This window comes from Streptococcus sp. 517s, assembly GCF_054445985.1.
The window spans coordinates 1523492-1536950 of sequence record NZ_CM136847.1; the positions used below are offsets into that span (position 1 = coordinate 1523492).

The 13459-nt window shown below is 39.7% G+C and carries 10 protein-coding genes; 1 reads left to right on the forward strand and 9 read right to left on the reverse strand.

Annotation, left to right across the window (positions count from 1 at the left end):
* Positions 1-2 precede the first annotated feature (2 nt).
* The 9 genes from ACVX3R_RS07670 to ACVX3R_RS07710 form a co-directional block, all read right to left on the reverse strand.
* Positions 3-794, reverse strand: coding sequence for a DUF4422 domain-containing protein (locus ACVX3R_RS07670; RefSeq protein ID WP_458794776.1), 792 nt, complete (start codon positions 792-794; stop codon positions 3-5).
* A gap of 1 nt (position 795) precedes the next feature.
* On the reverse strand, positions 796-2163 hold the full coding sequence (locus tag ACVX3R_RS07675; RefSeq protein ID WP_458794777.1) for a sugar transferase: 1368 nt from the start codon (positions 2161-2163) through the stop codon (positions 796-798).
* A 22-nt stretch (positions 2164-2185) separates the two neighbouring features.
* Positions 2186-2869: a tyrosine-protein kinase gene (locus ACVX3R_RS07680; protein WP_458794778.1), complete on the reverse strand. Its 684-nt coding sequence runs from the start codon at positions 2867-2869 to the stop codon at positions 2186-2188.
* A 9-nt stretch (positions 2870-2878) separates the two neighbouring features.
* Positions 2879-3571, reverse strand: a complete 693-nt coding sequence (cpsC, locus tag ACVX3R_RS07685) for a capsular polysaccharide biosynthesis protein CpsC (protein ID WP_458794779.1) — start codon at positions 3569-3571, stop codon at positions 2879-2881.
* An 8-nt stretch (positions 3572-3579) separates the two neighbouring features.
* Positions 3580-4311: a capsular polysaccharide biosynthesis protein Cps4B gene (cps4B, locus tag ACVX3R_RS07690; protein ID WP_458794780.1), complete on the reverse strand. Its 732-nt coding sequence runs from the start codon at positions 4309-4311 to the stop codon at positions 3580-3582.
* Position 4312: 1 nt separating this feature from the next.
* Positions 4313-5758, reverse strand: a complete 1446-nt coding sequence (gene cpsA, locus ACVX3R_RS07695) for an LCP family glycopolymer transferase CpsA (RefSeq protein ID WP_458794781.1) — start codon at positions 5756-5758, stop codon at positions 4313-4315.
* Between the two features lie 183 nt (positions 5759-5941).
* On the reverse strand, positions 5942-7903 hold the full coding sequence (locus tag ACVX3R_RS07700; protein ID WP_458794782.1) for a peptide ABC transporter substrate-binding protein: 1962 nt from the start codon (positions 7901-7903) through the stop codon (positions 5942-5944).
* Positions 7904-8058: 155 nt separating this feature from the next.
* On the reverse strand, positions 8059-10026 hold the full coding sequence (locus ACVX3R_RS07705; protein WP_458794783.1) for a peptide ABC transporter substrate-binding protein: 1968 nt from the start codon (positions 10024-10026) through the stop codon (positions 8059-8061).
* A 168-nt stretch (positions 10027-10194) separates the two neighbouring features.
* Complete coding sequence (locus ACVX3R_RS07710; protein ID WP_458794784.1) at positions 10195-11805, reverse strand: glycoside hydrolase family 13 protein; 1611 nt, start codon at positions 11803-11805, stop codon at positions 10195-10197.
* A 151-nt stretch (positions 11806-11956) separates the two neighbouring features.
* Between ACVX3R_RS07710 and ACVX3R_RS07715 the strand changes: the two genes are divergently transcribed.
* The gene (locus ACVX3R_RS07715; RefSeq protein WP_458794785.1) at positions 11957-13441 is read left to right on the forward strand and encodes a DUF1846 domain-containing protein; all 1485 of its coding nucleotides are present in this window, start codon (positions 11957-11959) and stop codon (positions 13439-13441) included.
* Positions 13442-13459: the final 18 nt, after the last annotated feature.

Genomic DNA, 13459 nt, shown 5'->3' on the forward strand with positions numbered 1-13459 from the left:
TCCTAAAAACTCTGTCCATACTTCTTTCCAAAAAACTTAGCTTGTAAGAATGCTATCCCCTTTTTTTGCAGATTTACCTTTTCCATATACATAAACGGTATTTCTGTAGGAATTAATGCATTCTTTTCTAGCCAAACGTTAAAAAGTAACTCACTAACTCGACCAAACAAGCGAGATTCAAAAGTAGTTAATTCTGATAAATCTATCTGTTCATAGAGGTTATCTAAAATAGGGAATAGCCAGGAAAAATAAGCATCTACTAACTCTTTTTTCATAATAAACATATTAAACATATAGCCACTTCTTTGCTTCATTACTCTATCAAAAGGCGATAAATAATCTGGACTTTGTTTTTTTATGATTTCCCTAGTTAAATCTAGATGGCTTCCATCAAGAGTATGTGCATAATGAGAATACAATGTTTCAATATAGTATTTTCTTTTTTTAGGAGTAAGTATATCTGACTTTTTCAATAATTCTTCAATGTCTGATCGAGATAAGATAACATCATTCATGTTTATTGATTCATTATACGACTGAGATATTTTTGTAAAATAACGACGATAGTGTACTAAACCTAGATAATCACAGTTTAAATTCTTCCATGCCCAGTAAAGTCCTGTCAATTCACAATAATATGGATTTAAAGATGAAATATTATCACCAGTATTATCTCCAATAAAACCGATATCTGATTTCCCCTCTCTCCCAACATGTATTGGAAGATAAAGAGTATTATCTTGAGGCATTTCAGCCTCTTTGTGTGTTGCCACTATGATTTTTACATCTATCAACCTACTTCGCCCCTTCTCTCATAAATACCACTTTGACGGTCTTTAACAATATTTCAATATCTTTCCAGATGGTCCAATCATCAATATAAGCCACGTCCAGCTTGACAACATCATCAAAGTCCGTGATTTTACTACGACCACTCACCTGCCATAGACCAGTAATTCCAGGCTTAAAACTAAGACGACGTTTCTGTTCAGGAGTATATTTTTCATACTCATCAACTGTTGGGGGACGTGTCCCAACCAAACTCATATCTCCCATTAAAACATTCCAAAACTGAGGGAGTTCATCTAGACTGGTCTTACGAATAAATCTCCCTATCTTTGTTATACGAGGATCATCATCGACTTTAAACATACCACCTTGCATGGTATTTTGTGCAAGGAGTTCTTGCTTCCTTTTCTCAGCATCCACGCACATAGATCTAAATTTATAAAAAGTGAAATGTCGACCATTTTTTCCGATACGAGTTTGAGAAAAAATAGCGTGTCCGCCATCTTTTCGAATCACCGGAACCAAAACAATACTCACCAATCCACAAATAAGTAGTCCGATAATCGAGCCTATGATATCAATGAAACGTTTAGCAATAACGTGGCTTGTCTTATAAAATTTTGTAGAAAACGTAATGACATTCAAGCCTGCCATTCCGCGAATCTTTTTATCGCTACCTAGATAGTTATTGAAAGCATTCAGATTGACTGTCACGTCAATTCCCATTGTTTCAAAAAGAGAGATGAACTCCCCGATGTCATACTCTTCACTTGGTAAATTGATAAAAACTTCATCAACAACTTCATGGGTAGCAAAGTCTAAAATGTTCTCTGCAGGTACAACGGTTACGGATGCATGCTGAAAATTAGGCTGATCCAAAACACTGACCGCCACCAATTCCCAAAAAATATCTCCCGACTCTATCAGTCTATCTACAACTTTCTCAACTCTGGAAGTAGCTGTTATCAAGAATATCTTTTTACTCCCTTTGAAATTTGGAAAGACACGTCTCCTATAGCGTTTAATGCACAGATTCAACAAATACAACAAAATAGAATGTATTGTCAAAAAATAGATCATGCCTCGTCTAGAGATACTAAAACGATCTTCTAAAAAGAAGTTTGAAATACTGATGGCTAAAGCAAAGAAAACGATATATTTTATAGTGCTGATAAACTCAGCTAAATAACCCCTTTTAAAAAAATCACGCTCATAATCACTAATGTTAAAAACAACAAAATGCAGAATGAACAAGATGATAACAGAGGTGTTCACAATCTCTGTTTCTCGAACAAAACTAAGTAAATAAGCTAATATAATGACAAGAAAACTCTGGATTACCGCCAAAGTAATCTTCAATCCCTTTTCTTCCATAATCTATTTCCTAAGCCATCTCTTATTTTTTCCCGTAAGAACCATAAGCTCCATATGATCCATACTTCTCAACCGAGGTATTCAGTTTATTCAGCACAATTCCTAAGAACGGTTTGCTTGTTTGTTCCAATTGTTCTTTGGCTTTTTGGATATCACGTTGGTTTGTTTCACCAGCTGCAGTCACCAAGATTGAAGCATCACATTTCTGAGTGATGATAGCTGCATCAATCACGACTCCGATAGGGGCAGTATCCACAATAATGTAATCGAAGTACTTGCGCAAAGTGTCAAGCATAGTCTTAAAATTCTCACTTTGCAACAAAGCTGTTGGATTTGGGGAAACGGAACCAGCTTGAATGACAAACAAATTTTCAATATTCGAATCACATAATCCTTGTGATAAATCTGTTGTCCCTGATAAAAATTCTGTTAGTCCCGTAATCCTTTCACGCGATTTAAAAATACCTGACATGACAGAATTACGAATATCGGCGTCAATTAAAAGCGTCTTATATCCAGCACGCGCAAAGGCCCAAGCAATATTGGTAGAAGTAGTTGACTTCCCTTCCCCCGGTTTTACTGATGTAATGGAAATAACTTTTAAGTTATTTCCACTCAATTGTATATTGGTACGAAGCGCATTGTAATATTCCTCTGCTTTTCTTGCCTGATTCAATTTTTTGTGTGCGATTTCTAACGTTGGCATTTCTCTCTCCTATTTTAATTTATCCAAATTTGGAACAACTCCTAATAATGCAATTTGCATAACATTCTCAACGTCTTCTGGTCGTTTAACTCGTGTGTCTAGGAGTTCGATAAGGATAACAGTAGCAATCATCACAACCACTCCAGCAAGAAATCCAATCATGGTATTACGACGAATGTTTGGTGAAGATGGTGAGGTTGCTGGACGAGCCTCTTCGAGTGTCGTCACATCCGAAACCCGTGTAACACTAATAATCTTTTGAGCTGCAACCTCCCTCAACGAGTTTGCAATACGACTTGCTTCTTCAGGTGCACGATCTGTAACAGAGATAGATACGATACGTGTATCAACCGGAACTGTTACCTTAACTTTTTTAGTCAAATCCTTTGGAGAAAGATCCAGTTTCAAATCCGTTGCAACCTTCTCCAAAACGTCTTGCGAAAGAATAATTTCGCGATAGTCTTTAACCAAGTAAGATCCTGCTTGCAAATCTTGGTTTGTTGGCCCTGACTTATCTCCCTGATTACGATTAACTACATAGATACGTGTCGTACTGGTATATTCAGGCTTTACGATAAAGCTACTATAGGCAAAGGCTACTACCCCAGTTACGATTGCTACCAATGCAATTAGAACTTTCCGTTTCCATAGGATTTTAAGCAAGTGAAATACATCGATTTCCATCATATTTTGTTCTTTCATTGTTTCTCCTAAATCAATTGATCCATTACTATTTTTCGTGGGTTATCTTTGAAGAGTTCCCTCGCCTTATCTTCGCTATACTTTTTAGCAATGATATCATAGGCTTCTTCCATATGAGGTGGTCTACGATCCAAGTTATGCATATCGCTAGCAATGACATGAACTAGATCACGTTCCAAGAAATACTGAGCTCTCTTTTTCATGAATTTGTAGGTTTCTCCAAAGAGTTTTGGTTTCAAGACATGAGAACTATTGACCTGGGTATAGCACCCCATATCAATCAGTTCCCGAACTCGCTTTTCATTATTTTCTAGAGCATCATAGCGCTCAATATGGGCAATTACTGGTGTGATCCCTAACATGAGAATATCACTCAGTCCTTTATGTATATCCCGATAGGGTGTATTCATACTAAACTCAATCAAAGCATAGTGACTATCATTGAGGGTTGGAATCAATTTCTTTTCCAATTTTTCGACAACATCTGGCGTATAGTATATTTCTGCACCATAAGCGATGACAAGGTCATCTGCCACTTCCTTGGCTATTTCACGAACTTTCAAAAAGTTAGTTGCTATCTTCTCTTCTGGTGTCTCAAACATCCCTTTTCGACGATGAGACGTGGAAACAATGGTCCTGACCCCTTGACTATAGGCTTCTCTTAAAAGATTTTTACTCTCCTCTATCGACTTTGGACCATCATCCACATCAAAAACAATGTGTGAATGGATGTCTATCATGCTACTTGCCCTCCATCACATCTTTGATAGCTGCCTTGGCTGCAGCCAAGCTACTTTCATCAATTTCCATCATATAGAGGTTGCTATCTGGCATAGCGTAGGACGGGAGATCCGTTCTACCAGTTCCTTTTAAGTCTTGGGAATTGACCTTATACTGACCACCACTATCCAACTGTGTATTAACCAAGTCCATCATGGTTTCCAAAGGCATATTGGTTTGAAGAGAATCTTGCAATCCTTGAATAATGTTGTCATAATTCTTTAAAGCCTCTGCTGACGTTAACTTCTGAATGATGGCAACAATGACTTTTTGCTGGTTCCTACCACGGTCGCGGTCTCCATCTGCTAGAGAGTAGCGTTCGCGGACAAAACCGAGGGCTTGTTCCGAGTCTAGATGAACATTCCCAACGGGATAATATTTCCCATTAGTGTGAGCAGTAAACTCCTGGTCATTATAAACATCCACACCACCTAGAAGGTCAATCAATTTCAAGAAAGAGGTGAAATTTAAACGAACATAGTAGTTAATATCAACTCCATATAGGTTTTCCAAGGTATGAATCGATGAGTCCACTCCATAAATCCCCGCGTGAGTCAATTTGTCCTTTTGATTATTTCCTCCGTCCGCGATCGGAACATAAGAATCTCGAGGCGTTGTGGTGAGAAGAATTTTCTTAGTGTCTCGATTTACAGTCATTAAGATGTTGACGTCTGAACGTGAAACTGAACTGATAGGTCCGTAGGTATCAATACCACTGATATAAATATTAAAGGATTGATTTTTAGATACCTTCGGTGCCGCAACATCCTTGGTTAGTTTTTTCGTATAGATTTTCTTAATCTTCGAAGCATAATCTGGATACTCTGCTTCAATGATATTTTCAAAGACGCTGTTCAAGACAATCGCTTTCGCATCATCTGAAATCAAGCTCTTGTAGGCTGCTAGATAAGATGCACTTTGTTCAACCGCCAAGTCTTTGCTCTGAGTCGTCTTAATATCCGCTATTAATTTTTGAATATTGTCATTATCCGTTTCAGTCGGACCCGTTACACTCTCCAACTGGGTAACGTTGTTGATTTCACTATCTTTTAAAACCACAACACTCATCGAATACTCTGAGTAGTTTGATGTCGCATTGATGTGATTAGTCAAGCCCACAAATTGGTGCAGAGCAAATAGCGAAACCGAACTAGTCAGCACCGCAAGTACCAAAAAGAAAATCGTGAACTTTTCGGCTTTCTTATATACTATTAAAAGTAGAGCTGCGATAGCAGATAGTAAAACTAGAACTGTAGCTAAGATATTGAGATGCCTAAAGGCTAGAATATTATGTCTAAAAATTAAGAACAACAAAGAGCCACTCAATAATAAATAAATGGCTAATAAGGCTATATTAATACTTCGCTTCACATTTCCTGAACGACTTCTCTTTGAACGTTTACTCATGGCAATCCCCTATACACGTTAATAATTATGATTATTATATCACAATCATGAAAGAAATTCCATTCATTCCTGCTATTATCAGCGTTTTCATTCATTTTTCTTAGCTATATTTTGAATTTATGACTTCTATTAACGGAATCCTTGATCAAACAAAAACAAGGCCCCTTATTATGGGCCTTGTTTTTATTTGATATGATTTTCAAACTCTTTTTGACTCTTTTCAATAGCCTTTTTACTTTCTGCTTCCCACTTAGCCTTGTCTTCGTCGAATTGTTTCTTGGCAACAGGGTCTTTTTGTAATCTCATGTACTTATAATTATTTCCGTCACCCTTGATACCCACTAGGGAGTAAGCACGTGTAAACGGAGTTACTTTAGTTACAGAGGCTGTACCACCATTTGACATGGCAGACATGACCAGAGAATTGTCAATCATCCAAGCTTGAGCTTCAGCGTATTTTTCATAACGCTTAGCGACATCTTTATTCTCAGCATCTGCTTCTTTTAGTAGTTGTGTATAGGTATCTAACCCTAGACTCTTGATGAGTTCTTGGTCTTCCTTGGCATCAAGGCCAAAAATCTTGAGATAGAAGCCGGTTTCAGCATTGAAGGGGTCTAGATAAGTTGATGGATCCTGGTAATCACCAACCCAACCATCAAAGTTTAAGTCATAGTCACGAGCTGCTGGATTTGGTGCTAGGAAGGCAACATTTCCAAAGTCATCTGTAGAAAGCTGTTGAACATCAATGACGATATTGTCAGAACCTAGTACTGTTTCAAGGGTTTGTTTAACCGAGTTCATACCAGAAACCGCATTTTTATTCGTCTGATCAACAGGAACATCCAAATGGATTGGGAAATTCACGCCTTGGGCTTCCAATTCCTTTTTAGCTTCCGCAAATTTTGCTTGGGCCTTTTCCTTGTTAAAGTAGGCATCTTGAGCGTCTGCCAAATTGATACCTGACCACTCAGTTCCGTAGTTCACAAGCTTAGAAGCTGTCACTTCTCCAAAGGTCTTATCTCCCACTTGAACAAAAGTTGGTGGGACTAGAGTATTACGAAGGGTCTTGCTTGCTGCTTCTTCACCGTTAGATTGAGCCGAGTAGGCTGTTCGATCAATACCAAAGTTGATAGCCTGACGGAAGTTTTTATTTAAGATAGCTGTTTGAGCTGATTTCTTTTGTTCATCCGTTGTTTTAGCAGTATGATTATATGTCTTACGGTTGACGTTAAAGTTAAAGTACCAAGATGTCTTGTCTTGTAAGCTATAAACGATATGGTCTTGGTATTTTTCTTTTGTCTTGGCATAGTTCGAACTATTTGGATAGACTCCCGCAATCGAGTAAGCACCATTTCCAAAGTTTCGAATGGTCATCTCCTGATCTGACCCATCAAAGTAGGCTAACTTAACTTTTTCAATGGTCACTTTATCATGGTCATAATAGTGTGGATTCTTCACATACTCGATCGAAGATTTTGATGTAAAATCCTTTAACAAATACGGACCGTTATAAAGGATACTGTCTGGTGTCAAGGTGCCAAAATCTTTATCCTTTGATTTCAAGAACTCTTCGTTGACTGGAAAAAGGATACTATTGGTTGTTTTTGAATTCCAGTACGGTTCTGGTCGAGTCAAAGTGTACTCGACTGTGTAGTCATCCAAAGCTTTCACACCAACAGTTGAAAAGTCATTGGTCACACCCGTCACATAGTCATCTAATCCCTTGATTGAATTTTGGATCAGATCCATGGCTTGCCCCTTGTTGTCCGCGGCATATTTGATCCCAGTGACAAAATCCTGAGCCTTGACTGATGCATATTCCTCACCATCAGCTGTATACCACTTGGCATCTTTTCTGAGCTTGTAGGTATAGGTCAAACCATCTGATGAAACAGACCAATCCTCAGCAAGAGCAGGTACGAGGTTCCCATAGCTGTCATTCTCTAACAAACCATCTACGAGATTGGTAATAACGGCAGTGTTATCTGCATAATAATCTAGAAGATAGTTGAAAGTTGTTGGATTCGCACTAAATGTTGATGAATAAGTGCTAGTATTTGTGTTGAACTGTCCACACGCCGAAAGCAAAATCCCTGTCGCTAAGACAAGACCTGTCCCGATTAGGCTTTTTTTCATTTTCATCATCTACTCCTCAATCACTCATCGATGTTACGTTTTATAACATAACCGTATTTTATCAAATTTATTCAAAAATGTAAAGTTACCGCTTTTATGTCAACTGGTGTCTCAAAACAAAAAAGGAAGCACAGTTTCCTGCAACTTCCTTTTCTGTTTATAGATTACTTGACGTGTTTTTCAAGTTCTTTTTGGTATTTGGCATTTGTTTCGATTTTTTCTTGTTGCCATTTCTTGAAGGCTTCTTCGTATTCTTTTGCAGTCACAACATCCTTTTGCAGCTCCAATCCTTTGAACACAAATGGATCTCCTTTGATTCCAACTTGAGAGTAGGCTTTTGTGAACGGTACAGTACGGCTAACCGTTGGAGAACCACCTGAAGAAGCAACTGGGATTAAGAGTGAGCTATCTGATACCCAAGCTTGAGCTTTAGCGTATTTTTCATAACGCTTATTAAGGTCGCTGGTTTCAGCTGCAGCATCATCCAAGAGTTTCTTGTATTCGTCCAGTCCAACTTGAGCCATCACTTCTGGATCTTTTCCGCGAGTAATTCCCAAGTGTTTAAGAGCAGAACCCTTCTTGGCATCAAGAATGTTGAGGTAGGTAGCTGGGTCTTGATAGTCAGGTCCCCAACCAGTTCCGTTCAAGTCATAGTCTTTTTGGGATGGTACCTTGGCTTGAGACGTAATGCTCATTTTTTCATTATCGGTCATTTGAAGGACATCGACAATGACATTCTCTGTACCAAGTGTTGATTCGATAGACTGCTTGAGTGAGTTAGTCTGTTGAACGGCAATCACATCTGTTTGTTCAACTGGGATATCCAAATGGATTGGGAAGGTAACACCCTTGGCTTGCAATTCTTCCTTAGCTTTAGCAAAGGCTGCCTTGGCTTTTTCAGGACTGTAAATCGTATCCTTGCCATCTGTAAGGGCTACATCTTTCCACTGGTCTCCATATGAAACGAGCTCTGCCTGCGCCAACTCTCCAAAGGTTTTTTCACCTACTTGAACGTAGTCATGAGGCACTAGGCTGTTACGGATAATCTTGTCTGCACCTTCTTCACCATTCAACTGAGCAGTATAAGAATGACGGTCAAGAGCAAAGTTCAGCGCCTGGCGGAAGTTCTTGTTGAGAAGAGCTTCTTTCGTTGATGTTTTTTGAGCTTCGTCTGTTTTGGCTGTTTTATTGTAAGATTGACGGTTTACGTTAACAGTAAGATAGTAGCTTGTCGCTTCTTGTGGACTGTAAACAATCTTATCGCCGTACTCTTGTTTAGTTGACTCAAAGTTTGAGCTTGTTGGGAAGAGACGAGCTGTTGTATAGGCACCTTGTGTAAAGCTACGAATCAAAGATTCTTGGTCAGATCCATCGTAGAAAGTTAATTTGACATTGTCAATCTTAACATTGTCCTTATCCCAGTAATTTGGATTCTTTTCATACTCAATGGCTGATTTTGAAGTCAATGATTTCAAGAAATAAGGACCATTATATAGGATACCTGATGGGGTTGGTGCACCGTAGTCGCTCCCTTTAGAATTCAAAAATTCTTCATTAACTGGAAGCATGGTCGCAGTTGTGACCTTAGAGTTCCAGAAACTTTCTGGCTTGTTGAGCGTATATTCTACCGTGTAATCGTCAACAGCCTTGACTCCTACTGTAGAAAAGTCATTGCTTTCTCCACTGATGTAGGCAGCCAATCCTTTGATAGAATCTTGAATCAAAGTAAGACCATCTGATTTTCCATCAGCTGCGTGTTTTAGACCAGTAACAAAATCCTGAGCCTTGACTTCAGCATACTCTTCTCCCTCAGAAGTATACCATTTTACACCCTTACGAAGTTTGTAGGTATAGGTCAAGCCATCTTTAGAAACGGACCAGTCTTCTGCAAGTGATGGAATTAAGTTCCCATACTTGTCATTTTCCAAAAGACCATCGACAACGTTGGCTATAACGTCAGAAGTTGAGCTCTTGCTCGTCACGCTGTAGTCCAAAGATGATGGATCTATTGCATAGACATAAGAAAATGTCTTGGGAACATCAGCCTTTTTTTCGCTTTGCCCACAAGCGGTTAACAGAAGGGCCGCACTCAAGACAGCACCTGCTCCTAAGAGCCACTTTTTCGATCTCATAAGTAATCTCCTTAAAGATAGTGTTTTCACCATTATACCCTATTTTTTCATAAAAGCAAGGGCTTTCGACAGATTTTTTAGAAAATTCTAACAAATATTTTTTAAAGACTTTTCTACATATTTTTTAGTAAAAAACCTCAAGCATCAAAGTCTCGAGGTTCCCTTATTTTAATCCGTGAGTTCCACACAGAAAGCATCCCATGGCTCTAAGGTTTGTTTTTCAACTGCTTCTTTAGCAGTAGTGTTTTCAATCAAGATTGACTTAACTCTTCCTTCTACTGAAAGGTTTTGTTTTTCATTGGACAAGTTAGCCACAACCAGGAAGCGGCGGTCACCGTCCTTACGGATATAAGCAAAGATCTTGTCAGCTGTATCAAGCAATTCAAAATCAGCTCGAATCAACCAGCTGTTCTCCTTACGGATTTGAACGAGTTTTTGATAGGTATAGAAAATAGAATCTGGATTTGCCAGTGCTTCTTGAACGTTGATTGCTTCGTAGTTTGGATTAACCGCCAACCAAGGTTGACCCGTTGAGAAACCAGCGTTTTCGCTCTCATCCCATTGCATTGGAGTACGTGCATTATCACGACCGATGACACGGATACTATCCATAATTTCTTCCATCGGAACGCCTTTTTCAAGAGCTTCACGCGCATAGTTGATAGATTCAATATCTTCTACTTGATCCAGTGTTTCAAACGGATAGTTGGTCATCCCAATCTCCTCACCCTGGTAGATATAAGGTGTCCCTCTCATGAGATGAAGCAGGATTGCAAAGGCTTTGGCAGATTTTTCGCGATATTCTTGGTCATTTCCCCAAATAGAGACGATGCGAGGAAGGTCATGGTTGTTCCAGAAGAGGGAATTCCAACCGTCTTCAACTCCCAACTCTGTCTGCCATTTGTTGAAAATTTCCTTTAATTTCCCTACATTTAACTCTTTTTGGTAATGCCACTTAGGTTGCCCTTCCTGATATTGAAGACAGATATGTTCAAACTGGAAGACCATAGACAATTCTTGTCCCTTTGGATCCGAGTAGAGCTTGGCAATCTCTGGTGTTGCTCCCCAGGTCTCCCCTACTGTCAAGAGATCTTTGTCGCCAAAGGTCGCCTGATTCATTTCCTTGAGATAGGGATGGAGCATAGGACCGTTATTGACCACTTTCTCGTCAGGAATTTTCCCGATCATATCAATGACATCCATACGGAAACCGCCAATGCCCTTATCAATCCAGAAGTTCATCATCTCATAAATTTTCTGGCGCAGTTTTTCATTCTTCCAGTTGAGATCGGGCTGTTTCTTGCTGAAAAAGTGGAGATAGTATTGACCCGACTTTTCATCGTATTCCCAAGCAGACCCACTAAAGATAGACTCCAAACCATTGGGCTCATCTCGCCAGATATAGTAGTCACGCTCAGGGCTATCAGGATTCTCACAAGCCTCGACAAACCATGCGTGTTCATCTGAGGTATGATTGACCACCAAGTCCATGATAATTCGAATATCACGTTTCTTAGCTTCTGCGATGAGTTGGTCCATGTCCTCCATGGTCCCGAAAATAGCTGCAATCGCTTGATAATCAGCAATATCATAGCCATTATCATCCATCGGACTGTCATAAACAGGAGAAAGCCAAATCGCTGTAATCCCTAACTTAGCTAGATAGTCTAACTTACTGGTAATTCCTGGCAAATCGCCAATCCCATCTCCGTTGCTGTCCATAAAACTCTTGGGATAGACTTGATAGACTACGGCATTATGCCACCATTTTTCTTGCATCTTCTTACCTCATTATTTTAATAATCTATAGTCTATGATAGCGCTTTTCGGAAATTTGTGCAAGCGTTTGCTTAATCTTTTTAATTTCTTTTTTAGCTCCGTAGTTTCCTAACTTTCAATTTTTTATTATAATAGAGGTCGAGGTAAAAAAATGAAAAAACAAGCTTTTAGTTCTGAACAATATCTGAATCTACAGCGCGACCACATTTTGGAGCGCATCAACCAATTTGACGGCAAGCTCTACTTGGAGTTTGGTGGCAAAATGTTAGAAGATTTCCACGCTGCTCGTGTCCTTCCTGGTTATGAGCCTGACAACAAAATCAAGCTCCTGCAAGAATTGAAAGAGCAGGTTGAGGTTGTGATTGCCATTAACGCTAGCAATATAGAGCATTCCAAAGCACGTGGCGACTTGGGCATTTCTTATGACCAAGAAGTTCTTCGTTTGATTGACAAATTCAATGAGCTGGGAATTTTTGTCGGCTCGGTTGTTATTACACAGTATGCTGGGCAACCGGCTGCAGATGTCTTCCGCAACCAGTTAGATAAAAACGGGATTGATTCCTATCTTCATTATCCAATCAAAGGATATCCGACCGATATGGATCACATTATTTCTCCTGAAGGTATGGGAAAAAACGACTACATCAAAACCAGTCGCAACTTGATTGTCGTGACTGCTCCTGGGCCTGGTTCTGGAAAATTGGCCACTTGTATGTCAAACATGTACCACGACCAAATCAATGGTATCAAGTCTGGTTACGCTAAATTTGAAACCTTCCCAGTTTGGAATCTTCCCCTTCATCACCCAATCAACTTGGCCTATGAGGCTGCCACAGCAGACCTTGATGATGTCAACATGATTGACCCATTTCACCTCCAAACCTACGGAGAAACCACTGTCAACTACAACCGTGATATCGAAATCTTCCCAGTGCTCAAGCGCATGTTAGAACGTATCCTCGGCGAATCTCCATACGCTTCTCCAACAGACATGGGTGTCAACATGGTTGGTTTTGCTATTACAGATAATGAGGCTGCTATCGAAGCCTCTAAACAAGAAATCATCCGTCGTTACTATCAAACAGTTCTTGACTTCAAAGCTGAAAAAGTCGGCGAATCTGCTGTCAAGAAAATCGAGTTGCTCATGAACGACCTCGGTATCACACCTGCAGACCGTAAGGTTGCTGTTGCTGCACGCCAAAAAGCAGAAGAAACTGGTGGTCCTGCCCTAGCCCTTGAATTGCCAAATGGGGAAATCGTAACTGGTAAAAACTCTGAACTCTTTGGTCCTACAGCTGCCGCCTTGATCAATGCCATCAAAAAATCAGCTAACATCGCTAAGGAAGTAAAATTAATCGAGCCTGAAGTCGTCAAACCAATTCAAGGTCTTAAAATCAATCATCTCGGTAGCCGCAATCCTCGCCTCCACTCAAACGAAATTTTGATTGCACTAGCCATCACAGCTATGGAAAATCCAGATGCTGCGCGTGCCATGGAAGAACTTGGTAACCTCAAAGGAAGCGAAGCCCACTCAACCATCATCTTGACCGATGAAGACAAGAATGTCCTTCGCAAGCTAGGTATCAACGTAACCTTTGACCCATTCTACCAATACGATCGCTTGTATCGTAAGTAAATAAACAAGGTTGGACAA

What these genes read in the sequence shown, in the direction of transcription:
- ACVX3R_RS07675 (WP_458794777.1), bottom strand. Translation starts at nt 2,163, where the DNA reads ATGGAAGAAAAGGGATTGAAGATTACTTTGGCGGTAATCCAGAGTTTT.
- ACVX3R_RS07680 (WP_458794778.1), bottom strand. Translation starts at nt 2,869, where the DNA reads ATGCCAACGTTAGAAATCGCACACAAAAAATTGAATCAGGCAAGAAAA.
- cpsC (WP_458794779.1), bottom strand. Translation starts at nt 3,571, where the DNA reads ATGAAAGAACAAAATATGATGGAAATCGATGTATTTCACTTGCTTAAA.
- cps4B (WP_458794780.1), bottom strand. Translation starts at nt 4,311, where the DNA reads ATGATAGACATCCATTCACACATTGTTTTTGATGTGGATGATGGTCCA.
- cpsA (WP_458794781.1), bottom strand. Translation starts at nt 5,758, where the DNA reads ATGAGTAAACGTTCAAAGAGAAGTCGTTCAGGAAATGTGAAGCGAAGT.
- ACVX3R_RS07700 (WP_458794782.1), bottom strand. Translation starts at nt 7,903, where the DNA reads ATGATGAAAATGAAAAAAAGCCTAATCGGGACAGGTCTTGTCTTAGCG.
- ACVX3R_RS07705 (WP_458794783.1), bottom strand. Translation starts at nt 10,026, where the DNA reads ATGAGATCGAAAAAGTGGCTCTTAGGAGCAGGTGCTGTCTTGAGTGCG.
- ACVX3R_RS07710 (WP_458794784.1), bottom strand. Translation starts at nt 11,805, where the DNA reads ATGCAAGAAAAATGGTGGCATAATGCCGTAGTCTATCAAGTCTATCCC.
- ACVX3R_RS07715 (WP_458794785.1), top strand. Translation starts at nt 11,957, where the DNA reads ATGAAAAAACAAGCTTTTAGTTCTGAACAATATCTGAATCTACAGCGC.